General features: G+C 71.8%; 20 protein-coding genes. 9 read left to right on the top strand and 11 right to left on the bottom strand.

Annotation, left to right across the window (positions count from 1 at the left end):
* Positions 1 to 11: 11 nt before the first annotated feature.
* From E1262_RS11625 to E1262_RS11610, 4 genes are all read right to left on the bottom strand, one after another.
* The gene (locus tag E1262_RS11625; protein ID WP_132103292.1) at positions 12 to 248 is read right to left on the bottom strand and encodes a hypothetical protein; all 237 of its coding nucleotides are present in this window, start codon (positions 246 to 248) and stop codon (positions 12 to 14) included.
* Between the two features lie 221 nt (positions 249 to 469).
* Positions 470 to 1207 carry an SOS response-associated peptidase gene (locus E1262_RS11620; protein ID WP_203453784.1) on the bottom strand — a complete coding sequence of 246 codons (738 nt, stop codon included), beginning with the start codon at positions 1205 to 1207 and terminating at the stop codon, positions 470 to 472.
* A gap of 59 nt (positions 1208 to 1266) precedes the next feature.
* Positions 1267 to 3765 carry a beta-glucosidase gene (locus E1262_RS11615; protein ID WP_132103290.1) on the bottom strand — a complete coding sequence of 833 codons (2499 nt, stop codon included), beginning with the start codon at positions 3763 to 3765 and terminating at the stop codon, positions 1267 to 1269.
* Positions 3766 to 3771: 6 nt separating this feature from the next.
* On the bottom strand, positions 3772 to 4839 hold the full coding sequence (locus E1262_RS11610) for a LacI family DNA-binding transcriptional regulator (protein ID WP_162605874.1): 1068 nt from the start codon (positions 4837 to 4839) through the stop codon (positions 3772 to 3774).
* A 178-nt stretch (positions 4840 to 5017) separates the two neighbouring features.
* On the opposite strand from E1262_RS11610, the gene E1262_RS11605 reads away from it, so the two are divergent.
* The 8 genes from E1262_RS11605 to E1262_RS32060 all read left to right on the top strand — a co-directional run bounded on the left by E1262_RS11605 (position 5018) and on the right by E1262_RS32060 (position 15585).
* Complete coding sequence (locus tag E1262_RS11605; RefSeq protein ID WP_132103288.1) at positions 5018 to 6655, top strand: FAD-dependent oxidoreductase; 1638 nt, start codon at positions 5018 to 5020, stop codon at positions 6653 to 6655.
* Positions 6656 to 6684: 29 nt separating this feature from the next.
* Positions 6685 to 8298 carry a right-handed parallel beta-helix repeat-containing protein gene (locus E1262_RS11600; RefSeq protein ID WP_132103287.1) on the top strand — a complete coding sequence of 538 codons (1614 nt, stop codon included), beginning with the start codon at positions 6685 to 6687 and terminating at the stop codon, positions 8296 to 8298.
* Positions 8295 to 9719, top strand: coding sequence for an N-acetylglucosamine/diacetylchitobiose ABC transporter substrate-binding protein (ngcE, locus tag E1262_RS11595; protein ID WP_132103286.1), 1425 nt, complete (start codon positions 8295 to 8297; stop codon positions 9717 to 9719). The genes E1262_RS11600 and ngcE overlap by 4 nt, the downstream gene beginning before the upstream one ends.
* Positions 9720 to 9723: 4 nt before the next feature.
* A complete protein-coding gene (locus tag E1262_RS11590; RefSeq protein ID WP_132103285.1) occupies positions 9724 to 10641 on the top strand; it encodes a carbohydrate ABC transporter permease in 918 nt (305 codons plus the stop codon).
* A gap of 8 nt (positions 10642 to 10649) precedes the next feature.
* Complete coding sequence (locus E1262_RS11585) at positions 10650 to 11576, top strand: carbohydrate ABC transporter permease (RefSeq protein ID WP_132103284.1); 927 nt, start codon at positions 10650 to 10652, stop codon at positions 11574 to 11576.
* A gap of 31 nt (positions 11577 to 11607) precedes the next feature.
* The gene (locus E1262_RS11580; protein WP_132103283.1) at positions 11608 to 13146 is read left to right on the top strand and encodes a right-handed parallel beta-helix repeat-containing protein; all 1539 of its coding nucleotides are present in this window, start codon (positions 11608 to 11610) and stop codon (positions 13144 to 13146) included.
* Positions 13139 to 15097: an alpha/beta hydrolase family protein gene (locus E1262_RS11575; protein ID WP_132103282.1), complete on the top strand. Its 1959-nt coding sequence runs from the start codon at positions 13139 to 13141 to the stop codon at positions 15095 to 15097. Before E1262_RS11580 ends, E1262_RS11575 begins: the two co-directional genes overlap by 8 nt.
* A 239-nt stretch (positions 15098 to 15336) precedes the next feature.
* Positions 15337 to 15585, top strand: a complete 249-nt coding sequence (locus tag E1262_RS32060; protein ID WP_132103318.1) for a hypothetical protein — start codon at positions 15337 to 15339, stop codon at positions 15583 to 15585.
* A 121-nt stretch (positions 15586 to 15706) separates the two neighbouring features.
* Here E1262_RS32060 and E1262_RS11565 read toward each other — a convergent pair whose 3' ends face one another.
* The 7 genes from E1262_RS11565 to E1262_RS11535 form a co-directional block, all read right to left on the bottom strand.
* On the bottom strand, positions 15707 to 15997 hold the full coding sequence (locus E1262_RS11565) for an antibiotic biosynthesis monooxygenase (RefSeq protein ID WP_132103281.1): 291 nt from the start codon (positions 15995 to 15997) through the stop codon (positions 15707 to 15709).
* A 31-nt stretch (positions 15998 to 16028) separates the two neighbouring features.
* Positions 16029 to 17540: an arabinosylfuranosidase ArfA gene (arfA, locus tag E1262_RS11560; protein WP_132103280.1), complete on the bottom strand. Its 1512-nt coding sequence runs from the start codon at positions 17538 to 17540 to the stop codon at positions 16029 to 16031.
* Complete coding sequence (locus tag E1262_RS11555; protein WP_132103279.1) at positions 17541 to 18824, bottom strand: family 1 glycosylhydrolase; 1284 nt, start codon at positions 18822 to 18824, stop codon at positions 17541 to 17543.
* On the bottom strand, positions 18821 to 19648 hold the full coding sequence (locus E1262_RS11550) for a carbohydrate ABC transporter permease (RefSeq protein WP_203453783.1): 828 nt from the start codon (positions 19646 to 19648) through the stop codon (positions 18821 to 18823). Before E1262_RS11550 ends, E1262_RS11555 begins: the two co-directional genes overlap by 4 nt.
* Positions 19645 to 20604, bottom strand: a complete 960-nt coding sequence (locus E1262_RS11545; RefSeq protein WP_132103278.1) for a carbohydrate ABC transporter permease — start codon at positions 20602 to 20604, stop codon at positions 19645 to 19647. Before E1262_RS11545 ends, E1262_RS11550 begins: the two co-directional genes overlap by 4 nt.
* Before the next feature lie 5 nt (positions 20605 to 20609).
* Positions 20610 to 21881 (bottom strand): ABC transporter substrate-binding protein, encoded by a 1272-nt coding sequence (locus tag E1262_RS11540; RefSeq protein WP_132103277.1) that lies wholly within the window; start codon positions 21879 to 21881, stop codon positions 20610 to 20612.
* Between the two features lie 131 nt (positions 21882 to 22012).
* Entirely contained in the window at positions 22013 to 23035 is a 1023-nt protein-coding gene (locus E1262_RS11535) for a LacI family DNA-binding transcriptional regulator (protein ID WP_132103276.1), read from the bottom strand.
* Between the two features lie 133 nt (positions 23036 to 23168).
* Between E1262_RS11535 and E1262_RS11530 the strand changes: the two genes are divergently transcribed.
* Positions 23169 to 25271: an RICIN domain-containing protein gene (locus tag E1262_RS11530; protein ID WP_132103275.1), complete on the top strand. Its 2103-nt coding sequence runs from the start codon at positions 23169 to 23171 to the stop codon at positions 25269 to 25271.
* The last annotated feature ends 67 nt before the right edge of the window (positions 25272 to 25338 follow it).

Genomic DNA, 25338 nt, shown 5'->3' with positions numbered 1-25338 from the left:
GCTGGAGCGAGCTACGACTCCGCCTGCCGCGAGGCCGGCAGCTGGAGTATCGCCGGGAGCTGAGCCTGCGCCGCCGCTCCCGCCGTGTCCCGACCGGAAGGCGTCTCGGGGTCGGACGCGAGGCGCAGGAGGACCAGTCCGCTCACGATGACCAGCACGCTGACGAGGAGGGCGGCCAGCAACCGCTGCTCAATTCCCGGCCGCACGAGCCAGCGCCGCATCTCGTTGAGCACGTGGAGTCCGGTCACGGCGGGTCCTCCCGGAGTTCGTCGCGTCGACAGCCGTGACGGTGACTACCCCGCCGCCGCGCGCCCAAACGGTCCGCCATGGAGGCCGCGCCGTAGGATCGGCGCACCATGCTCCTCGCGCATGCCAGTGACCCGCACGTCGGCAGCGACCACGACGACCCAGCGGTGCTGCGGGACGGGCTGCTGGCGACGGCTGCCGGTCCGGCGCGCTGGGCGGCTGATCAGCCCTCCAGCGTGGGCTGCAGCGGGACCGCCTCGGCCAGCAGCCCCGCATGGTTGTTCCGCACGTTCCCGACCTCCGGCCCGACCGGCCTCGTCTCCAGCGTGGCGCCCACCCGCGCCGCCGCCGTCCGCGCCAGGCCGAGCAGGCTCGCGGTGTCCTCGTTGCGGCGATCCAGCCAGTCCGGGATGTCCTCCGTCGACAGCAGCACCGGCATCCGGTCGTGGATGTGCGCCAGCCCCGGCACCGGCTCCGTCGTCAGGACGCTGGCTGACAGCACCCACCGTTCCGGTGCGCCTGGCGGCACCGACGGGTCCCGCCACCACTCGAACACGCCGGCCATCGCCAGCAGGCCGCGCTTCGGGTGGATGAAGTACGGCCGCCCCGCCCGGCCGGTACGCTGCCACTCGTAGTAGCCACGGGCCGGGAGCACACAGCGGCGCCGGGCGACCGGGCCGCGGAAGGCCGGCTTGTCCGCCACGGTCTCGATGCGTGCGTTGATCATCGTCGCGGCGCCGCCCGGGTCCTCGGCCCACGACGGGATCAGCCCCCAGCGGGCCGCGTGCAGCTGCCGGGTCCGCTCCGGCGGCTCGTCGGTGCGTTCCAGCACGACGGGGACGCGGTCGGTGGGCGCGACGTTGTACGACGGCATCAAGTCCGCGACGGTCCCCGCGGCGATGGCGTCGAACTCGGCCGCCAGGTCGTCGATCGACGCGTCGGCCACGTAGCGTCCGCACACCCGGTCATTGTGCCCAGGGCCCTCGGATGTCGTCGGGCCGGGCATGGCCCCAACCACAGTCACCCTGGCTCGACGACTCGCACCGACGATATCGAGGAGGCCTCCGGCCCCCTCTCATCGCCGGTCTGCCCGGCCCTCCTGGGGGGCGTCAGGTCGCACCGCAGCGGCAGGTCGTCGACGTGCGAGCCGACGTGCAAGGTGAACGGGCCGGGCTCGACGGCCCAGCCGCCGGCGGTCCAGTGCGAGAAGGCCCGCCGCCCGATGCCCACGCGCGCCCGCGTCGTCGCACCCGTCTCCACCCGCACGACGGCGAACCCGGCCAGCCATCGCACCGGCCGCTCGACCGCGCTGTCCGGCCGCGACAGGTACACCTGCACGACGTGCTTGCCGGCCCGCGCGCCCGTGTTCCGCACCTCGACCTCGACGTCGACGCCACCGTCGACCGCCGGTGTCACCCGGAGGCCGCCGAGCGACCACGTCGTGTAGCCGAGCCCGAACCCGAACGGGTACGCCGGCGCGCGCCCGGCCCGCAGCCAGGCTCGGTGGCCGACGTGGATGCCTTCGTCATAGGCGAGCCGGCCGTCGGCCGGCGTCGTGGACCGAACCGGGACGTCCGCCTCCGCGGCCGGCCACGTCGTCGGCAACCGCCCGCCCGGCTCGCGCACGCCGAGCAGCACGTCGGCCAGCGCGTGTCCCAGCTCCTGGCCACCGAACCAGGTGAGCAGCACGGCGGCGACGTCGTCGCGCCACGGCAGCAGGACCGGTGCGCCGGCCGTCACCGCGACCACCGTGCGCGGGTTCGCCGCCGCGACCGCCCGCACCAGCTCGTCCTGCCGGCCGGGCAGCGCCAGCGTGGTGCGGTCGAAGCTCTCGCTCTCGTCGTCGGCGCTGGTGCCGACGACGACGAGGACGGCGTCGGCCGCGCGAGCGGCGGCCACCGCAGCCGCGACCGGGTCGGACGCGTCCGACGCGACCGGATCGGTCCCGACCACCAGCGTCCCGGCGGTCTGCTCGTGGCCACCAGGCAGGTCGAGCCGGACGACGACGTCCACCGGCCGGCCCGCGACCAACTCCACCGGCGCGGCCGCCACCGGTGGCGACACCAGTCCCCCGGCGAACGCAGCGCCGTCGTGTTCGAGCACCGTGTCGAGCACCTCGGCACCGCCGACCGTCAGCCGCACCCGGCCCGCCGCCGCCACGCCAAGCCGCGCCGGGCCGCCGGCCGCCGGCCGGTACACCGTCGCCAGCTCGACCGACGCCGCGCCGGCCAACCGGCGCGACCCCAGCCGGGTCAGCTCGGCCGACCGGTACCGCTCCGACCGCAGCACCGTCCCGTCGGCGGCCCGGACCACCAGCCGCACCCCCGGCTCGCCGGTCTCGGGGTCGGCCAGGTCAGCGGGCGGCAGCGAGACCAGCCCGGGCCGCACCTGCGCACCGAGCGACCACCGCACGTCGACGCCGGGCAGCGCCGCGCGCAGGCCGTCCAGCGGCGACACGACCCGCTCGGGCTCGACGTACGCGCTGCCGCCGCCCTGGGTCCGGGCCAGGAAGGCAGCCTGTCCGATGACGGCGACCGACCGCAGCGCCGACGGGTCCCACGGCAGCTCGCCGCGGGCGTTGCGCAGCAGCACCATGCCATCGGCGGCCGCCTCACGCGCGAACCGTACGCCGTCGACACTGACCGGCGCCGGCCCGCCGGCCGCCTTCTCATACCCGGCCAGCGCGCCTACCCGCGCCGCCAGCCGTAGCAGCCGCAGCACCTTCTCGTCGACGGCCGCCTCCGGCACCGATCCGTCCCGCACGGCCTCGACCAGCGCTGCGCCCCACGGGCCCTCCGGCCCCGGCATCACCAGGTCCAGCCGCGCGAGCGCCGCCGCCGTCGTCGACCGGGCCGCGCCCCAGTCGGACACCACGACGCCGTCGAATGCCCACTCTCCGCACAGCGGCTCGGCCAGCAGCAGGTTCTCCGTCATGGTCGCTGTGTTGACGGAGTTGTACGCGGCCATCACCAGCCACGGCCGCTCGCGCATCACCGTCTCCTCGAACGCCGCCAGGTACAGCTCGCGCAACGCCCGCTCCGACACCACGACGTCGACCGTCAGCCGGTCGGTCTCCGCGTCGTTGCACACGTAGTGCTTCGGGCACGCGCCGACGCCCGCCGACTGCACGCCCCGCACGTACGCCGCCGCCAGCCGCGACGTCAGCAGCGGGTCCTCTGAGAACGCCTCGAAGTGCCGCCCGCCCAGCGGGCTGCGGTGCAGGTTCACGGTCGGCCCGAGCAGGACGTCGGCGCCCACCCGCCGGGTCTCCGCGGCCAGGACCGCGCCGAACCGCTCGGCCAGCGCGACGTCCCAGCCGGCGCCCAGCGCCGTCCCGGACGGCAGGTTCAGCGCCGTCACCGCGCCGCCGCGGTGCGCGGCCCGCACCCCGGCCGGGCCGTCGGTCAGCACGACGGACCGCAGACCCACGGCGGGCTCGGCCGGCAGGTGCCAGGAGTCGGTCCCGGTGAGCAGCCGGACCTTCTGCTCGAGCGTCAGCTTCGCCAGCAGCGCCTCCATGGGCGCTCACACCGCCGACGGGCGGCCGACGGTGCGGCCCGCGGTCAGCTCGCAGGCGATGAACTCCTGTTCCGGGCCGCCGTCGGGGGCGTCGAGCAGCCGCAACAGCATCCGGACGGCAGCCGCGCCGATCTCCCGGCTGGGCGTGCGCAGCAGGGTGAGCGCGGGGTCGGGCGAGAGCACGTTCTCACGGTCGCCGTGGTCGCCCAGTCCGACGACGCTCAGCTCGCCCGGCACGCCGACGCCCTGCGCCCGCGCGGTCTCGTACACGCGGTGGGCGACGTAGGACGACTCGGCGATGACGGCGGTCGCACCGGCCTCGCGCGCCGCCGCCAGCACCGCGGCCTCGCCGGCCGCAACCGGCACCCGCGGCAGGTCGGGGTTCGCGGCACCGAAGGCGACCATGCGCGCCCGCTTCGGCCCGAGCCGGTGCCGCGCGCACGCCGCCGCGAACCCCGCGCGCCGCTCCGCCAGCGTCTCCAGCGAACGCCCGCTGGCGACGTAGAGCAGCCGACGGTGCCCCAGCCCGTACAGCTCCTCGACGACGGCGTCCGTGCCGGCGGTGTAGTCGGCCGCGACCCACGACACCTGCGGCCCGACGTCGTCGTGCCGGCCGATCATGACGAACGGGTAGCCGTCGGCGGACAGCTTTGCCAGCTCCTCGCTGTCGACCCGGCCGCCGACCAGGATCGCGCCGTCGGCGAGTCGCAGCAGGTTCGCGTCGCGGCTGAAGATGGACCGTTCGCCCGACTCGTTCTTCGCGCCGGTGAACAGCAGCAGGTGGTGCGCGACGGCCTCGGCCTCCTCCTCGATACCGAGCAGGAACTCGTAGTAGAAGTCGCGGCTCTCCCACGGGAACATCCGCTGATAGGTGAACGCGCCGATGATGCGGTTGCGGCCGCCGGCCAGGCTCTGCGCGGCGATGTTCGGCGTGTAGTGGAGGTCGCGGACGGCCTGCCAGACGCGCTCGCGGGTCTGCTCGCTGACCCGGATGGCGTCGCTCTTGCCGTTGATGACGGTGGAGACGATGGCCGTGGAGACGTTCGCGGCGCGAGCGACATCGCTCTGCGTCACGCGTCGGCTGCCTGGCCGGCGGCGCTGGGCCACGGATACCTGCCTCCCTGTGCCGGCGAGATCTCGCCGGACCCACCCATTGACGACGGAACGATCCGAGTCTAGCATCGGCTAACGCGCTTAATCATAGCGCTTAATCATTGCGCTTAATCAGCTGCTGACGAGCCGGGAGGCGCCGATGGACCTCGAGACCGATGTGCTCGTCGTCGGCGGCGGGCTGGGCGGCGTCGCTGCGGCGCTCGCGGCCCTGCGCCTCGGCCGTCGCGTCGTCCTCACGGAGGAGTCGCCGTGGCTGGGCGGCCAGCTCACGTCGCAGGCGGTCCCACCGGACGAGAACGCCTGGGTCGAGACGTTCGGCGCGCCGGCGAGCTACCGCCGCCTGCGCACCGAGATCCGCGAGCTCTACCGCCGGCACTACCCGCTCACCGAGTCCGCCCTGGCCGCCGCCGCGCTGAACCCCGGCGACGGCCGGGTCAGCCCGCTGTGCCACGAGCCCAAGGTGGCGCTGGCCGCCATCCACGCGATGCTGGCGCCGTACCTGGCCAACCGGCGGCTCACGGTGCTCACCGGCACCCGGCCGCGGCTCGTCCAGGTCGACGGCGACGCCGTCGCCGCCGTGCGGCTGGAGGCCACCGACGGCCGGGCGGCCGAGGACGTCGCCGTCCGTGCGCCCTACGTCCTCGACGCGACCGAACTGGGCGACGTCGTGGAGAAGTCCGGCGCGGAATCAGTGATCGGCGCCGAGAGCCGCGACCAGACCGGTGAGCTGCACGCTCTGCCCGGGCCGCCGCAGCCGCTGGACCAGCAGGCGTTCACCTGGTGCTTCGCCCTGGACTACCGCGAGGGCGAGGACTGGACCATCGACCGCCCGGCCGGCTACGGCTTCTGGCGCGACCACGCGCCGGACTACTGGCCGGGGCCGCTGCTGTCCTGGACCGACGTGCGCCCCGACTCGCTGGCCGTCCGCACCCATCCGCTGTTCACCGACGCGGCGACGCCCACCGGCGGGCACGGCATCGACCGCTGGACGTTCCGGCGCATCCTCAGCGCCCGCACGTTCACACCCGGGTTCCTGGCCAGCGACGTCACCCTCGTCAACTGGCCGCAGAACGACTACGTGCTCGGCCCGCTGGCCGGCGTCGGACCGGCCGAGCGGCAGCGCCACCTCGACGCCGCCCGGCAGCTGAGCCGGTCGCTGCTCTACTGGATGCAGACCGAGGCGCCCAGGCACGACGGCGGCACCGGCTACCCCGGGTTGCGCCCGCGCGGCGACCTGCTCCGCGACGGGACACCGGACGACGCGGGTCTTGCGCTGCGCCCGTACGTCCGCGAGTCCCGGCGCATCGTCGGCGAGGTCACCGTCGTCGAGGAGCACATCGGCGTCGAGGCCCGCCGGGCCGCCGGCCTGCCGCCCGGCTCGGAGCTCTTCGCCGACTCCGTCGGCATCGGCTGCTACCGCATCGACCTGCACCCCAGCACCGGCGCCGGCGTCCCGCGCAGCTACGTCGACATCGCCTGCCACCCGTTCCAGGTTCCGCTCGGCGCGCTGCTCCCCGTCCGCATGGACAACCTCATCGCCGCGGCGAAGAACATCGCCACCACGCATGTCACCAACGGCGGGTACCGGCTGCACCCGGTCGAGTGGACCATCGGCGAGGCCGCCGGCGCGCTGGCCGCGCACTGCCTCGCCACCGGCCTCCCGCCCCGCGCCGTCCGCGCCAAGCCCGACGCGCTGGCGCAGTTCCAGCGCCTGCTCACCGGCGTCCTCGGCGCCGAACTGGCCTGGCCCGAGCGCATCCGAACCAGCACCGTCTGACCCCCGCTCCCCTTCCCCCTGGAGGGACCATGCCTCAGCCCACCACCGTCACCCGGCGCACCGTGCTCAGCATGGCCGCCGCGATCCCGCTGTTCCACGGCGCGACGAAGCTCAGCGTCGCGGCCGCGGACGCCGACCCCGCGGCCGGCGTCGTCAAGGCCTCCGACTTCGGCTTCGACCCGGAGGACTCCACCGCCGCGCTCACCGCCGCGCTGGCCAGCGACGCCGACGTCGTCGTCATCGACAACGTCGGACAGGACTGGATCACCGGCCCGCTGTGGATCAACCGTGACGACATCACCGTCATCCTCGAGGACGGCGTCACCGTCCGCGGCAAGGCCGCCGCGTTCCCGGACCGCCGCGACGGCATCTGGCGCATCCACGGACGCCGCAACGTCAAGCTGATCGGCTACGGCGCCACCTGCGTCATGAACAAGCCCGAGTACACCGGCGAATGGCGGGCCAACGTCCGCATGGGCACGTCAGAGAACGTCACCGTCGAGGGCCTGGTGCTGCGCGGCGCGCCCGGCGACGGGATCATCACCGGCAGCGGGTCGAAGAACATCACCGTCCGCAATGTCGTGTGCGACGACAACAAGCGCAACGCGATCAGCATCATCTACGCCGACGGCCTGCTCATCGAGGGCAGCGCGTTCATCAACACGGAGGGCACGCTGCCGGAGGCCGGCATCGACCTGGAGCCGGACACCGCGGAGCAGCTGATCAAGGACGTCGTGATCCGCGACTGCGTGTTCGCCGGCAACCGCACGTACAGCTTCGAGATCAACCTGATGCGCTACCGCCCGCACAGCACGCCCGCATCGGTGCTGGTCGAGCGGTGCTACATGGGACCGACCGGCGACGCCGTCGTGCACGTGCAGCCCGGCGCGCAGGGCCCGGCCAGCGGCTCGGTGGTCTTCCGCGACTGCGTGTTCGACGCCGGCGACTCCGCCGGCACCGTCAACCTCTACGGCCTGCGCGGCTACGACGGCCTGCGCGCGACGTTCGACCGGGTCGCGTTCACCGCGCTGCGCGACACCCCACGCACCGACCCGTTCGTCAAGGTCTGGTCCGGGCTCGTCACCGTCCTGCCGGAGTACGGCAACACCGGCTTCACCGACTGCGTCGTGCTCGGCGACCTCGACGGGCCGTTCCTCGCCGGCATGGAGGGCGCCGGTGACCCGATGCTGTCCAACGTCACGGGCACGCTCTGGGCGATCCGGCCGCAGCAGCCGATCGTCGAGACCACCGGCGCGGCCCAGGACGTCGACCTCGACGTGCGGCCCATCAGCGGCGCCGCGACCGTGGTGGTCACCAGCGACCGGCGCTGGGTGCGGGCCGGCGAGGCCGCCACCGTCACCGTCCGCCGGCTCGGCGACGACCTCGCCGCGCCGCTGGCGCTGCACTACGACCTGTCCGGCGACGCCCGCCACCGCGTCGACTACGACGGCCTGCCCGGCGTAGCCGTCATCCCGCCCGGTCACCGAGCCGTCGCGATCCCCGTCCGCGCCCGGGACACCGCCGCCGCCGCGCCCCGCGAGCTGACGCTGACGCTGCGGCCGCTGCCCGGCACGATCGTCGCCGGGCGCGACGCCGTCACACTGCGCGTCGCCGGCCGACCCGACACCGAGGAGACACCATGACCCACCCGACCCACGCCCTGAGCCGGCGCACGCTCCTTGGCATCGGCGCGGGACTCGGCGCCCTGGCCGGCACCGGGTTCCTGTCCGGCTGCGCGACGTCGTCGTCGACGCGCGACGGGGCGTCCCCCAGTCCACGGGCCACCGGCGACCCGGACAACCCGCTCGGCGTGCCCGCGGATCTGCCGCTGGAGGCCGTCATCTTCAAGGGCGGCTACGGCGACCAGTACGCGATCGACGCCGAAGCGATCTACCAGCAGCGGTTCCCGCAGGCCGAGATCCAGCACACCGGCGGGCAGGAGCTGGGCAAGCTGCTACAGCCGCGGTTCGTCTCCGGCGACGTGCCGGACGTCATCTGCAACGCCGGCGCCGGCGCGCTGATGCTCGCCCCACTGGTCGAGAACGGCCAGCTGATGGACCTGACGCCGCTGCTGGACGCGCCGGCCGACGGCGGCGACGGGAAGACCGTCCGCGACACGCTGCTGCCGGGCATCGTCGAGCAGGGCTCGTTCGGCGGGGTGCCGTACGCGCTCAACTACACCTTCACGGTGCACGGCCTGTACTACAGCAGCTCCCTGTTCGAGGAGCGCGGCTGGACCTTCCCCACGACGTGGGCGGAGATGCTCGACCTGTGTCAGGAGATCAAGGACTCCACCGACATGGCGCCCTGGACGTACCAGGGCAAGAACCCCGGCTACATCCTGACGCCGCTGGTCATGATGGCCATCAAGGCCGGCGGCCGCGAGGTCATCGAGGCGCTGGACAACCTCGAGCCGGACAGCTGGACCAGCGAGCCCATGCTGGAGTCGGCCCGGGCCATGTACCAGCTGGTCGAGCGCGGCTTCATCATGCAGGGCACCTCAGGTCTCACCCACACCCAAGCCCAGACGTACTGGGCGAACGGCAGAGCGGTGTTCATCCCGTGCGGCTCATGGCTGGAGAGCGAGCTCGGCGACGTCACGCCCGACGGCTTCGACATGGTCATCGCGTCGCCTCCGTCGCTGACCGACGACGACGCGTTGCCGCAGGCGGCCATCCGGGGCATGGGCAACGAGGCGTTCATCGTCCCGGCGCAGGCGGAGAACCCCTACGGCGGCATGGAACTGCTGCGCATCATGCTGTCGCCGACGTCGTCGCAGAACTTCACCCGGCAGACGCAGACGCTGACCAGCCTGGCCGACTACGACCCGCAGTCGGCCGGCACCGGGCTCACGTCGGTGCGCGACGCGCTGACCGCGTCGGGCGACGACACGTTCTACTGGCGCTACGGCACCTGGTACTCGCCGCTGCAGACCGAGGCCGCCAACGCGACCAGCGCTCTGATGACCGGCGAGATCGACCCGGACGAGTGGAGCCGGCGCTGCCAGGCCGCCGCCGACGCCGTCCGCAACGACGACTCGATCGAGAAGTACGGGGATCAGTGACGCCATGCGTGCCGGCAGTCTCAGGTTCGTCGTCTCGGCCCTCGCCGTGCCGATCCTCCTCTACGGCGTCCTCGTCATCTCCCCCTACGCGCAGTCGTTCTACATCTCCCTGACCGACTGGAACGGGCTGTCGCCGGAGCGGACGTTCATCGGGCTGGACAACTACGTGCGGCTCGTGCGGGACGACGTGTTCTGGATCTCGGTGTGGCACAACGTCATCGCCGTGCTGGTGATCCCCGCGGCGACGCTGGCGCTGGGCCTGTTCTTCGCGACGATGATCCACGTCGGCCGGTACCGCGCCCGTGGCGGCGGCCGCGGCGTCCGGGGCGCCGCGGTCTACCGCATCGTGTACTTCTTCCCGCACCTGCTGTCGATCGCCGTGGTCGGCGTGCTGTTCTCCACTGTCTACGACCCGACCGAGAGCGGCCTGCTCAACGGCGCGCTCGGCCTGGTCGGCATCGAGCCGGTGAACTGGCTGGGCAGCCGCGACACCGCCTACCCTGCGATGCTCGCGGTGATCATCTGGTTGTCCGTGGGCTTCTACGTGATCCTCTTCACCAGCGCCATGAGCTCGATCCCGGCCGACATCTTCGAGGCCGCCCGGCTCGACGGCGCGTCACGGTGGCAGACGTTCTGGCGTATGACGCTGCCACTCATCTGGGACACCGTCCAGGTGGCCGGCGTCTACCTCGGCATCCACGCACTGGACATGTTCGCCATCGTCAACGTGATGTCGGCGGCCGGCGGGTCGGGCGGGCCGGACAACGCCACCCAGGTGCTCGGCAACTACCTGTACCTCACCGCGTTCCAGAACAGCGAGTTCGGCTACGCCACCGCCATCGGCGTCGCCCTGCTACTGCTCACCCTGGCCTTCGCCGCGGCGTCGCTGCGGCTGACCCGGCGCGAACGCGTCGAGTTCTAGGAGCATCGATGAGCCTCGATACGACGCAGCGCGCGCCGGGCCCAGCCGGTCCGCCGGCACCCGGCGCGGTCCGGCCGGCGCCGCCGGGACCGCGCGACGGCCGCACCGCCACCGGCACGGTCCTCAACGTCTTCACCCACGGCTTCCTGCTCACCTGGGCAGCGTTGGTCGTCATCCCGCTCGCGTGGTGCGTGATGTCGGCGTTCAAGACCAACGACGAGCTGCTCAGCAGCCCATGGAGCCTGCCCGGCGCGCTGCGGTGGGACAACTTCGCCGAGGCTTGGACGAACGCCGAGATCGGGCGCTACTTCTTCAACACGGTGATCGTGGTGGCGCTGGGGACGGCGCTCACGCTGGCCATGGGCGCGACCGTGTCCTACGTGGTGGCGCGGTACGCCTTCCGTGGCAACCGGCTCGTGTACTTCCTGTTCGTCGTCGGCATGACGTTCCCGACCTTCCTGGCCATCGTGCCGCTGTTCTTCATCGCGCAGAACCTGCGGCTGGCCGACTCGCTGCCCGGCCTGGCCGTCGTCTACGCCGCGTACAACCTGCCGTTCGCCGTCTTCTTCCTCACCGCCTACTTCCGGACGCTGCCGACGTCGCTGTCCGAGGCCGCGTTCATCGACGGCTGCGGGCACTGGGGCACGTACCTGCGGATCATGCTGCCGCTGGCCCGTCCGGGCCTGGTCAGCGTCGGCATCTTCGTCGTGCTCGGCCAGTGGAACCAGTACCTGCTCCCGCTCATCCTGCAGTCCAGCCCGGAGAACTACGTGCTCGCCCAGGGGCTGGCCAACCTCGCGGTCAGCCAGGGCTACGCCGGCAACTGGAGCGCCCTGTTCGCCGGCCTCACCATCTCGATCGTCCCCGTGCTCGTCGTCTACCTCAGCTTCCAGCGGCAGATCCAGGGCGGCATGGTCACCGGCGCCCTGAAGTAGTCCTCTCTCCGTCCCCCAGCAAGGAGGAACCATGGCCGTCCCCCGTCAGTTCCGCCGCCGCACCGTCCTCGCCGGCGGCGCCGCCCTCGCCGTCGCAACCCAGCTGCCCGGCGTGACGTCCGCGCTTGCCGCGGCCTACCCGACGTTCGACATCAAGGCCGACTTCGGCGCCGCCGGCAACGGCAGCACCAACGACACCAAGGCGTTCCAGGACGCCGCGGCCGCCGTCCAGGCCGCCGGCGGCGGCACCCTCACCATTCCGGCCGGCGTGTACGTGGTCGGACGTCAGACGCACACGAACGGCGTCACTCCCTACTACGTCATGCAGCCGATCTTCCACCTCAGCGGCATCCAGTTCCTGCACGTCAAGGGCACCGCCGGCGCCGTCCTGCGGCTGGCCGCCGGGCTGCGCTACGGCTCGTTCGACCCCACGACCGGAGAACGCTACGACCCGCCGTCGCTCCCGTTCACCACGGCGTCCTACGGGGTGGAGGCCGGCCGGATGATCCAAGTCCTCGACGGCAGCAACATCACCATCGAGAACCTCGAGCTCGACGGCAACAACGACCAGCTCATCCTGGGCGGCGAGTTCGGAGACACCGGCCGGCAGCTCAAGGCCACCGGTATCCGCCTCCTGCGCTGCACGAACGTCCAGATCACCGATGTCCACTCGCACCACCACGGGCTCGACGGCGTCACCATCGGGCACGGGGGACTCACCGCGGCCGACCCGCCGACCCCGCACACGATCACCCGGCTTCGCTCGGAGTACAACGGCCGCCAAGGGTTGTCGTGGACCGGCGGTCGCGGGCTCACCTGCACCGACAGCGCGTTCAACCACACCGGACGCGGCGCGGTCCAGTCGGCGCCGTCGGCCGGCGTGGACATCGAGGCCGAGAACAGCGTGTGCCGCGACGGATACTTCCGCGGCTGCGAGTTCATCAACAACGCCGGCAGCGGGCTCGACGTGACCCACGGCGACGGCGGCTACACCCGGTTCGAGGGGTGCACGTTCTGGGGCACCACCAAGCACAGCGCCTACACCACGAAACCCGGCCTGGTGTTCAAGTGGTCGACGTTCTACGGCTCGGCCAACGTCGGCTACGGGTCCGCCGACGCGTCGCTGGCCACGGTCTACGCCGACTGCCACTTCGAGGACCGGCCGTGGACGAACGGGCAGGTGTACCGCGGCTCGTACCTCATCGCCGACCAGGGCAACGCCGGCCAGAACGTCCGGTACGCCGACTGCACGTTCGTCGCCCGCGAGCTGCGCAGCATCTGGACCAACGACGTCGCCGTGCAGAAGCACTTCCTCCGCTGCACGTTCGACCACCGCTACGCCGCACTGGCCGACGGCGGCATTCAGTGTCACCCGTGGGGCGCCCGGCTGGTGGCCTGCACGTTCACCGAGTCGATGGGGTCCACGACGAAGAACTGGTACATCAACCTCAACGACGTCGTGGTCGAGAACGACGTCGACGGCACACCGACGACGGTGACCGGCCCGCGCGTCCATTGGGCCAGTGCCACCGGCCCGGTCGGCGTGATCGCCGAGGGCACGTATGGCTGACGCCGATGGCACGGCGCCGCGGTTCCGCGACTTCCTCGACGGGATGTACGACCCGTCGCTGCAGGTGCAGCTGAACGTCCACCGCCGGACCAGCGAGTGGCTCGCGGCCGGCCGGCGTGCCAATGACCTGCTGCGGACCCCCGACGACGTGCGCCGGCGCCAGGAGGAGCTGCGCAAGCTCGCCCTCGAGGCGCTGGGCGGGGACCTGCCGGACGTCCGGCAGGTCCCCGCCGCCCGGCCCGCCGGCACGGTGGCGGCGGACGGCCACACGATCGAGAAGCTGATTCTGGAGATCGGCGACGGCGTGCGGCTGCCGGCGAACCTGTACGTGCCGCATACGGCGACCGCCGAGCGCCCGGCCGGCGCGGTGCTGTTCCTGTGCGGGCACGCCGACGCCGGCAAGGCCGCGCCGCGCTACCAGGCGATGTGCGCCAGGCTGGCCCGGGCCGGCCTGGTGGTGCTGACGTACGACTCCATCGGGCAGGGCGAGCGGAAGAGTTACCTCGATGCTGACGGGCGCGAGCTCATCCCCGCCAACGTGCCCGAGCACGTCCACGCCGGCGTCCAGTGCTGGTGGGCCGGCGACACCATCGCGCGCTACTTCGTCAACGACGCGCGCCGGGCGCTGGACTACCTCGTCGCGCGACCGGAAGTCGACCCCGGCCGCGTCGGCGCCGCGGGCAACAGCGGCGGCGGCACCCAGACCACCTGGCTGATGCTGGTCGAGCCGCGCATCGCGGCCGCCGCGCCCAGCTGCTTCATCACCGGCCGGGAGGAGTATCAGCGCTCCGGCCAGGCGCAGGATCCGGAGCAGATCATCCCCGGCGGAGCGCTGGCGGGCCTGGACCACGAGGACTTCCTCATCGCGATGGCGCCCCGGCCGACGCTGGTGCTCTCGGCCAACTCGGACTTCTTCTGTGTCGAGGGCGCGGTCCGGACGGTCGCGCGGGCGCAGCGGGTCGTCGCGCTGACCGGTGGCTCGCTCACCCACGTCAGGGCCGACGGCGAGCACGGTCTCGGCCCGGAGCTGGCCGCGGCCGCGACGGAGTTCTTCGCCCGTCACCTAGGCGACGGCCCGGCCCCGGCGGCGGCGCCGGCCCACGACGAGCCGCCGGTGCGGACGACCGCCGAGCTGCAGTGCACCCGGACCGGGCAGCTGGCCACCGACCACCCGGACGCGCCGCGGGTCTTCGAGCTCAACCGCGACCGGCTGGCCCGCGAGCTGCCCGGCGATGCCGGCGGCATCCCTTGGCTGCACGACCGCGTGATGAGCGGCCGCGAGCCCGCAGCGGAGTTCTTTCCGCGCTGGTGGACCGATCCCGCGTCCGGCGCGCGCAAGGCGTTCTGGTGGTCCGAGCGCGACATCGTCAACGCCGCGATCGTGCTCGACCCGGTCCCCGGTGTGCCGGCGCACGGCACCGACCTGTTGCTGCTCGACCGCGGCACCGAGGACCTCGCCGCCCACTTCGACGCCTGCGACCGCGCCCGTGCTGCCGGCCGCCGGATCGTCGTGCTGGACGTGCGCGGCACCGGCGCGCTCGCAGTGCACCGGTTCAACGAGTTCGGTCTCGAGGCCGGCTACGGGACGCTCTACAAGATCGTCGCCGACCTCGTCTGCCTCTCCGACAGCCTCGGCGCCGCCCGCGTGTACGACGTGCTCCGCGCCGTCGAGTTCGTCCGCACCTGGGCCGCGGGGCCGGTCCGCCTGATCGGCGCCGGCCAGGGCGCGTTCCTCTCCGTCCTGGCCGGCGCGCTGGCTCCCGGCGTCGCCGAGGTGGTCTGCCTGACGCCGCCGCTGGACCCCGTCCAGATCGTCCGCACTCGCTTCTACGGCCCGGAGCGCGACACCCAGGTTCTCATCCCCGGCCTCGCACGCCAGTGCCCGACGACGCAAATCAACGCCGCCCTCGGTCACCGATACACCCCCGCGAACAGGTGGTTCACAGCGTAGCCGCTGTGGCTCACCGGACTGGGGCCGTCATGGAGACAGGTACCGGTCACGGGTACCAGACCGCCCTGCTGGCCAGGGTTGCCGCCGACCTGGTCGGTATCGAGCGGTGGCCGGAGGTGGTCGTCGTTTTCGAGCGGACCACCCACGGGGCTGGAACGCCTGGCCGAACGTTGCATGCCTGGGCAGATCGGAGAAGCATCAACAGCACGGCCCGGTCGCTTACTCCGGAGGTGATCATCGTGGCGGTATGCGAGGTCTGTGGAAACGACTACGCGATGTCGTTCGAACTACACGCGCAGGGCGCTGTCCACGTGTTCGACAGCTTCGAATGTGCCATCCATCGAATGGCGCCGATCTGTGAACACTGCGGCTGCCGCATCGTCGGACATGGCGTCGAGGCCAGCGGCCACTTCTATTGCTGTGCCCACTGCGCGACGGAGAAGGGCGTCAGCGGCGTCGTCGACCATGTCGAAACCGCCCCGCGCTGACACCACGGCGGCGAACCCTGGTGCGGGTGGGCCGGGGGGTTCTCTTCGGGCATGTTGACGCTGATGCCAACCATTGGCGCTGGTGTCAACAAGCCCGAACAGAACATCCGCGGGGGTCGCCTCAGGCGTCGTCGGTGGTGCCCTCCTCGGCGGAGACCAGTTCGGTGATCGCCGAGAAGAACGCCTCGATCCCCGGCAGGTTGGCACCCTTCGCGCGGGAGGCGGCGAAGTCCTCGGGCGAACGCCAGGTGACGATGTCGAGCCACTCGTCGCCGGGCAGGCGGACCAGCATGGCGTCGATGAAGCCCTTCCGGTCGGCGCGGAAGTCGGCCAGCATGGCGGGCCGGGCGGCGAGCAGGCGGTCGGCGTTCTCGGGCAGCACCCGGAAACGGGTCAGCTCCACCGTCGTCATCGTGATCTCCTCGGCGAGGTCGGCAACGCCCTCAGCGTAGTGAGACCGCCGTCCACGACACCGGCGGGAGCTCCACCCGCAGCGTGCCCCCGTCCAGCACGGCCGACGGAGTCGGGCGCAGGCCCACCCGGTCGGGGTGGTCGAGGGTGTTGCGGGCGTGCACGTCGTCGTCCCACAACGTGACGGCCTCGGCGACCGAGCTCGCGCCGACGCCCCGCACGTCCACCGACACCGTGGCCGCCGAGTCCACCGACCGGTTCACCAGGAACACCGCCGTCTCCCCCGCCGACGCGTCGTGCGTCGCCACGGCGTCGACCACCGGGACGTCGCCATACGCCTCCGTCGAGTAGGTCGTCGTCTCGACCTCCACGGCCAGTGTGACGCCGCGAGCCAGCCGCGACGTCGTCGCGAACGGGAAGAACGTGGTCTGGCGCCAGCTCGGGCCGCCCGGCTCGGTCATGATCGGCGCGATCACGTTGACCAGCTGCGCCAAGCTCGCGGCCGTCACGCGGTCGGCGTGACGCAGCAGCGACATCAGCAGGCCGCCCACCACGACGGCGTCGGCGACGGTGTACGAGTCCTCCAGGATCCGCGGCGCGACCGGCCACACCTGCGGGTCCGTGACCTTGTCCTCCTCGTGGTAGCGGTCGACGTACCAGACGTTCCACTCGTCGAAGGAGATGTCGACCCGGCGCCGGCCGGGCCGCAGCGCGCGGACGTGGTCGATCGTCGCGGCGACGGACTCGATGAAGCGGTCCATGTCCACCGGCGACGCGAGGAAGCCGCCCAGGTCACCCGGTGTCTCGTGGTAGTAGGCGTGACACGAGAGGTAGTCGATCTCGTCGTAGGTGTGCTCCAGGACGGTCCGCTCCCAGGCACCGAACGTCGGCATCTGCCGGTTCGAGCTGCCGCACGCGATCAGCCGCACGCGAGGGTCGAGCTGGCGCATCGCCCGGGCGGTCTGGGCGGCCAGCTTGCCGTAGTCGTCGGCGCTGCGGTGGCCGAGCTGCCACGGCCCGTCCATCTCGTTGCCCAGGCACCAGAGCACGACGCCGTGCGGCTCCGGCGTGCCGTTGGCGACCCGCAGGTCCGAGAGCGTCGAGCCGGACCGGACGTTGGCGTACTCCAGCAGGTCCAGTGCCTCCTGCACGCCGCGAGTGCCGAGGTTGACGGCCAGCATCAGCTCAGTGCCGGCCTTCGCCGACCAGCGGGCGAACTCGTCCAGGCCGATCTCGTTGGTCTCCAGCGAGTGCCAGGCGAGGTCGAGCCGTCGCGGCCGCCGCTCGCGCGGTCCGATCCCGTCCTCCCAGCGGTAGCCGGAGACGAAGTTGCCGCCCGGGTAGCGGACGGTCGACACGCCCAGCTCGCGGACCAGCTCGATGACGTCCTTGCGGAAGCCGTCCTCGTCGGCGGTGGCGTGGGCGGGCTCGTAGATGCCGTCGTACACCGCGCGCCCCAGGTGCTCGACGAACGAACCGAACAGGCGCCGGTCGATGGCACCGACGACGAAGGCCGGATCGACGGTCAGGGATGCGTGCGGCACTCAGTTCTCCTCGGTTGCGGGGACGGCGGGCAGGTTGCGGGGGTCGTGGGCGTGCGCGCGGAACCGATCGACGAGGGGGGTGGCTACGCGGTGCAGGACGCCGTCGCGTTCGGACAGCGCCCAGAGGCCCATCGTGAGCAGGTGCGCCTCGCGCGGTGCGGCCGAGTGCCGGTACGTCCACTCGTACATGTCGAACACCGGCCACCATGTGTACGCGACAACGGGGACGCCGTCGGCCCGCAGCCGGTGGACGGCGTCGACGGATGCGTCCAGCCAGGCCAGCCGATCGGCGACGCTCGCCGTCACGCAGGTCTCGGTGAGCGCGACCGGAACGCCGTACCGGCCGGCCGCCGCGCGCAGCAGCTCCTCCAGGCCGGCGACGCCGTCGTCGCGGGTGGGCCGCGGGTCCGGGAAGCCGCCGGCGTGGTGCACGCCGGCCTCGAACACCTCAGTGGAGTGCCGAGGGTAGTAGTTGACGCCCATGACGTCGGGCGGCGTGGGGTCCGCGGCGAACCAGCCGAGGTCGTCGTCGTGGAAGCCGTGCTCCAGCAGGAACGACGCCAGCGGGTGCTCCGCGCCGACCCGGCCGGTCGCCAGGTCCTCGACCAGGTGCACCTGGTGGCGCAGCCGCTCGATCAACGGCAACTGCGACGGCGAGGCGGCGTCGTCGACGTAGCGCATACCGGCGTCGACGTGCACGAACACGCCGCGCTCCCCCAGCACGCCGCGCATCGCGCGCTGCGCGAGCACGAACCCGCGGGCCAGCTGCCGCACCATCGTCACCAGCCCGTCCGGGCCGGACAGGTACGGCGGCCAGTACGCGTACTCGCCGGAGAACAGCGCGTGGATCATCGGCTCGTTGACCGGCGTGTAGTCGGTGACGCGGTCGGCGTAGCGGTCCGCGACGCGGTACGCGTACTCGGCGGCGCGCTCCGGATAGTCGGGGCTGGCGAACTGGCCGTCCAGCCACAGCGGGGTGCCGTAGTGCAGCAGGTCGACGACCGGCCGCAGCTCCAGTTCGGCGAACCGGTCGACGACGCGGTCCAGCCACGACCAGTCCCACTCGTCCTTCGCCGGGTTGATCCGGTACCAGGGCACGCCCCAGCGCAGCAGCGTCGCGCCGGCCGACGCGGCCAGCCCGAGGTCGCCGGACCAGAACTCGTAGTGCTGGGTCAGCTCGTACTCGTCGATGGCCCGCTCGCCCGGCCGCTCCTGCGGCACGAACGTGTCCTCGACGCCCAGCGCGAAGTGCAGCGCACCGTCGGTGTGCCAGGACGTCGTCATTTGATTCCCGTCGTCGCGATACTCTCGATGAACCGCCGCTGCACCAGCAGGAACGCGACCACCAGGGGCAGGATCGCCACCAGCGCGCCGGCCATCATGACGCCGTACGGCACGATGCCGCCCGGCCCGGTCAGCAGCGTCAGCCCGGACGTGATCGTCCCCATCTCGCGCTCCGTCGTGAAGATCAGCGGCCAGAGCAGGTCGTTCCAGTTGTTGACGAACGTGAAGATCGCCAGCGTCAGCAGCGCCGGGATCGCGTTGGGCAGCACGATGCTGCGAAAGATCCGGAACTCCGACGCGCCGTCGATGCGGGCGGCGTTGTCGAGGTCGCGCGGCAGCGCCAGGAAGAACTGCCGCAGGAAGAAGATGCCGAACGCGTCGGCGGCCCGCGGCGCGATCAGCCCGGCGAACGTGTTCACCCAGCCGAGGTCGCTGACCAGCTGGTACACGGGCACCAGCGTCGCCTGGAACGGGATCATCAGCGTCGCGATGATCGCGATCAGCAGCGTCCGCCGGCCGGTGAAGTCGATCCGGGCCAGCGCGTACGCCGCCAGCGAGTCGAAGACCAGCGCGAACACCGTCACCCCGCCGGCGAACAGGAAGCTGTTCAGCACCAGGCGGACGAACGGCAGCTCGTCGACGATGCGGTTGAGGTTGTCCAGCGTCCAGTCCTGCGGCAGCAGGGTGGGCGGGTACGCGTTCACCTCCGACACCGGCTTGAACGCGGTGAGCACGATGATGGCCAGCGGCAGCAGCACGGCGGCGGTGACGGCGAGCATGGCCATCGTGCCGAGGACGGTGCCGGGCCGGATGCGGGCGTTCACTGGGCGTCCTTCTCACGGCGGCCGAAGAAGACGAACTGGACGACGCTCAGCAGCAGCGTCGCGACCAGCAGCACGTACGACAGCGCCGACGCGAAGCCGAGCTCGAGCTTGCGGAAGCCGGACTCGTAGATCTCCATGACGATGGTCTGGGTGTTGCCGTACGGCCCGCCGCCGGTCATCACGTAGATCTGGTCGAACGCCTGCAGCGCCGCGATCATCGCGAACACCAGCACGAACGCGAGCGTGTTGGACAGCAGCGGCAGCGTCACGTTGGTGAACCGCCGCCACGGGCCGGCGCCGTCGACCTTGGCCGCCTCGTACAGCGTGCCCGGGATGTCCTGCAGCCCGGCCAGGAAGATCACCAGGTAGAAGCCGAAGTTCTTCCACACGGCGACCAGAGCCACGGCCGGCATCGCGAGGTCCGGGTCCTCCAGCACGTTGCCCAGCTGCAGGCCGACGCCGCTCAGCCAGTGGTTCAGCAGCCCGACCTGCGGGTCGATCAAGTACGTCCACGCGTAGGCCGCGACCGCCAGCGACACCACGAACGGAACGAACAGCGCCGTCCGGAAGAACCCGCGGAACGGCAGCGCCGGGCTGTTCAGCACCAGCGCCAGGGCCAGCGCCGCGATCACCGCCGTCGGCGTGAACAGCGCCATGTACCAGAGCGTGTTGCCGACGGCGTTGAACAGGTCGGGGTCGGTGAACACCTGGACGTAGTTGTCGAAGCCGACCCACTCGGCCTCACCGAAGCCGCTGGCGTCGGTGAACGACGTCCGCAGGGCCGACACCATCGGCCAGCCGACGAAGACGGTCAGGATGAGCAGGGCCGGGCCGAGGAAGGCCAGCGCGGTCGCGTTGCGGCGTCCGGTTCGGCTCCGCCCGGCCCCGGGTGCCACCCGCCGCCCGCCCAGTGGCGCGGGCGGCCGGTAGCGCTTTCGTGGTGCGGTGACGGACACGAGACCTACCCGATGGCCGTTTCGATCTCGGCCTGGGCCTCGGACAGCAGCATGCCGATGTCCTCGCCGGCCATCGCCCGCTGGGTCAGCTCGTCGACGGCGGTGAGCACGTCGACGCTGTTCACGACGCCGGGCAGCAGCGGCCGGCCGAACTCGGCCTGCTCGGTGAGCGCCGCGACCACCGGGTTCTCCGCGACGGCGTCGGCGGGGACGTCGGTGCGCAGCGGCGGCCAGCCGGAGCCCAGCGACCACGTGACCGCGTTCTCCTGGTCGAGGAAGTAGCTGAAGAACTGCTCGGCCGCCTCGACGGCGTCGTCGCCGGCCTGCTCGGTGATCGCCATCGAGACGCCGATGGCGGACGCGGCCTGGGCCTCCGGGCCGGCCGGGACCGGCGCGATGCCGTAGTCGATGCCGTTCTCCTCCGAGATCGACGCCATCCACGGCCCGCCCAGGTACATCGCGGCCTTGGCGCTGCTGAACAGGCCGTCGCCGGCGATGCCGTCGACGCCGGTGGGCGAGATCTTGTCGACCGCGATCGCCTGGTACCAGTACTCCAGCGTCGCGCGGTTCTCCGGCGAGTCGATGACGACGTCCGTGCCGCCCTCGACGATGTCGCCGCCGCCCCCGTAGAAGAGGCTGGGCCAGACGCCGTTGGCGACTGTCGCGTGGTCAGGGATCGCCACGCCGTACTGCTCCGGCGTGCCGTCGCCGTTCTGGTCGACGGTGAGCGCGCGGGCGGTTTCGACCCAGTCGTCCCAGGTCGCCGGGGGCTCGGTGATGCCGGCTGCGGCGAACAGCGCCTTGTTGTAGAACATCGCCAGCGGGACGAACCCGGTGGGCACGCCGTAGCGGGTCCCCTCGACGGTCACCATGTCGACGGCGCCCTCGTTGAGCTCGGCGGTGTTGCTCTCGGGGTCGTCGTAGAACTCGTCGAGCTCGACGAACGCGCCGCGGTCGGCGTAGACCGGCAGCCGCTCGGCCGGCATCGCGACGATGTCCGGGCCGTCGCCGGCGGAGAGCGCCGGCAGCAACGTGTCGTCGATGACGTCCCAGGGGTTGATCTCGGTGCTGATCACGACCTCGTCCTGCGAGGCGTTGAAGTCGGCCACGATCTGCTCGAGCACGTCGCCGTCGGCCTCGGTGTACCCGTGCCAGAAGGTGAGCTCGACGGGGCCGTCGGCGGCCGCGCCGCCGGAATCGTCGCCGGAACAGGCGGCGACGACTGCGACCGGGGCCAGGACGAGGCCGAGCCCCAGGGTGAAGCGGTTGCGTGTCATGGGTCTGGTTCCTTCTCCGATGCGGGACTGCTCTGTCTGCACGGGGGCGGCGCTGATCAGCTGCGATGATCATGACCTTACAACGTTGTAAGGTTCAGCATGGGGAACGCGGCGGGAGATGTCAAGCGGACTCAGCCCTGCGGCTGGAGGACGCCCGTCGACTCGCGCTCGACGATGCGGTAGGCCGAGCGCAGCTCGCGGCGCGGCGCCTCCGGGCCGCTCTCGATGCGCTCGAGCAGCACCTCGACGGCCAGCCGGGCGATCTCGCGCCGGCCGGGGTCGACGGTGCTCAGGCTGGGCAGCGAGTACTTGCCCTCGTCGACGTCGTCGAAGCCGATGATCGCGACGTCGTCCGGCACTCGGATGCCCTGCTCCTGCATGACCCGTAGTGCCCCGAGCGCCAGCTCGTCGTTGAGGGCGAAGACGGCGTCGAACTCGACGCCGCGTTCGAGCAGCGCCCGCATGGCCTCGGCGCCGTTGATGCGGTGCCACGGTCCGGCGTCGACGACCAGCGCATCGTCGTAGGCGATGCCGCGCGCCTCGAGCGCCGCATGGTAGCCGCTCAGTCGCAGCCCGGCCGAGCCGATGACCTCGCCCTCGTGCGCGCCGAGCGCGGCGATGCGGCGCCGGCCGAGGTCGAGCAGGTGCTCGGTGGCGGCGCGGGCGGCGTCGACGTTCTCCATGGTGACGTGGTCGACCGGGCCGTCGAAGATGCGCTCGCCCAGCAGCACCAGCGGGAAGTCGACGGCGAGCAGCCCGCCGTCGTCGTTGCTCAGACCCAGCGGACTGAACAGCAGCCCGTCGGTCATCTGCCGCCGCGGGCCGGACAGCACGTCCAGCTCGCGCCGGCGGTCGCCGCCGGTCTGCTCGATGACGACGACGACGTCGCGCTTTTCGGCCGCGGTGATGACCTCGTCGGCGAGCTGGGCGAAGTAGGCCAGGCTGAGCTCCGGCACCGCGAGGCCGATGGCGCCGGTGCGGCCCGAGCGAAGGCTGCGAGCCTGGCGGTTCGGCCGGTACCCCAGCTCGTCGATGGCGGCCTGCACCTTGGCGCGAGTGGTGTCGGAGACGTACGGATGGTCGTTGACGACGTTCGACACGGTCTTGAACGACACGCCCGCGAGCCGGGCGACATCACGCAGCGTCGCTGTCATGTGCACACGGTAACCGTTGACACCAGCGGTGACCCAACCCTAGGGTGCTGATCACACCGGTGTTACAACGTTGTATGGCCGCACAACCATACAACGTTGCATGACTGCGCCCACCCCCGTCACGAGGAGAGTCATGTCCACCGTTGTCCGCAGCCCACGCCGCCGTGCGCTGGCCGCCCTCGCCGCCGTCGCCGCTCTGGCCGCGGCCGCCCTGGCCGCCGCACCCGATCCCGCCGCCACCGCCGTCACGACCGGCAACGGCGCGCTCGTCTACTCCCCCGCCGCCGGAACCTCCTTCGAACCCGAGGGCAACCGGCCGGTCGGCACCACCTACGCGAAGATCATCACGCTGAAGAACAACGGCACCGCCAACGGAACCCAGCTGGTGACGTACGACCAGCTGGTGCTCGTCGGCGGCGTCCAGGTCTACCCCATCTACCGCAGTACCGACGACGGCACCAGCTGGACGAAGATCGCCGACGTCGCGCCCAGCGCAACCTTCCCGACGCTCACCCGCACCGCGCAGCCATTCCTGTACGAGCTGCCGCAGCAGGTCGGCTCGCTGCCGGCCGGCACCATCCTGCTGGCCGGGATGATCATGCCGGCGGACCGCTCCAGCAGCCGGCTGGTCGTGTACAAGAGCCAGGACCGCGGCGTCACGTGGTCCTACCTGAGCACCATCGACACCGGCGGGCCGGCGATCTACGACCCCAGCCCGACGTCGACCACCACCACCGTCTGGGAGCCGGCGCTGGCCGTCGACGGCCAGGGCGGGCTGGTCGCCTACTTCTCCGACGAGCGGCAGAAGGCCAACGGCGTGCTGCAGGCGGTGTCGTACCGGCGCTCCACCGACGGCGGGCAGACCTGGGGCCCGCTGGTCAACGTGTCGGCGCCGCCGAACACCAGCGACCGGCCGGGCATGATCACCGTCACGAAACTGCCCGACGGCCGCTACCTGGCGACGTTCGAGGTGGTCAACCGGCCGAGCCAGAGCCTGAACACCGCCCCGGTCTACTACAAGATCTCCCCCGACGGCCTGAACTGGAGCCCGGAGTCCAGCATCGGCACGCCGGTGCGGCTGGCCGACGGCCGCGGCATCGGGTCGTCGCCGTTCGTCCGCTGGGTGCCCGGCGGCGGGCCGAACGGCATGGTCATCGTGTCGTCGAAGTGGTCGCTGGACTCCAGCGGCAACATCAACACCGGCCAGCACTTCTACGTCAACTACAACCTCGGCGAGGGGCCGTGGGAGCGGCTGCCGTACGCCGTCACCTACGACTCCACCGACACCCAGGGCGGTGCGTTCAGCGGCTTCGCGCAGGGCTTCGACACCAGCGTCGACGGCCGCACGCTCTTCCATGCGACCAACGTCGAGAACCCGTCGACCACCTACAACGACGTCCGGGTCGGCACCATCCCGCTGGACGCCCAGCAGTACGAGGCCGAGCGGGCGGCCCGCAACGACGCCACGCTCGTCACCCACCACGACGCGTCGAACGGGCAGAAGGTCGGCAACATCAACAACGCGGGCAGCTCGGTGACGTTCACGGTCCGGGTGCCGGCCGCCGGGTCGTACCGGCTCAACGTCCGCTACGCCAACGGCATGGGTAGCACCAGCACCCACTCCGTCAGCGTCAACGGCGGCGCGGCCACCACCATCTCCTACCCGCCGACGGTCGACTGGGGCCGCTACCTGTGGGCCCAGCAGACGGTGAACCTGAACGCCGGCGTCAACACGATCACGTTCACCAAAGCGACGTCGTTCGCCGAGCTCGACGTGCTGCATGTCTACCGGACGTCAGCGGCGCTGGACCCGCAGTTCCGCGTCGTCAACCGGACCAGCGGCAAGTTCCTGGAGATCCTGTCGGCCCTCACCACCGACGGCGCCGGCGCCGGCCAGTGGGGCGACACCAACCACCCCACCCAGGTGTGGAACCTGCGGACGGTGACCGGCGGCGTCCAGCTGGCCAACGTCAACAGCGGGAAGGTGCTGGAGATCCCCGGCGCCGCCACCGGTGACGGCGTCCAGGCCGTGCAGTGGGGCCCGACCGGTAGCGCCACCCAGACCTGGGTGGCGACGCCGGTGACCGGCGGCTGGTGGCGCCTGGTCAACGCCAACAGCGGCAAGAGCCTCGAGATCGCCGGCGGCTCCACCGCCGACGGCGCCGTCGCCCAGCAGTGGACGACCAACACCTGCCAGTGCCAGCACTGGCGCCTGGTCCGCGAGGGCATCCAGTAACCGCACCCTGACCCCGTGATCATCAACCTTTTGTGTCGCCATGGCGGCACGAAAGGTTGATGATCAC

Source organism: Jiangella aurantiaca (assembly GCF_004349105.1).
Lineage (GTDB): Bacteria > Actinomycetota > Actinomycetes > Jiangellales > Jiangellaceae > Jiangella > Jiangella aurantiaca.
The sequence above is the reverse complement of the archived record's forward strand: the minus strand, read 5'-3'. Positions and strand labels throughout refer to the sequence as shown.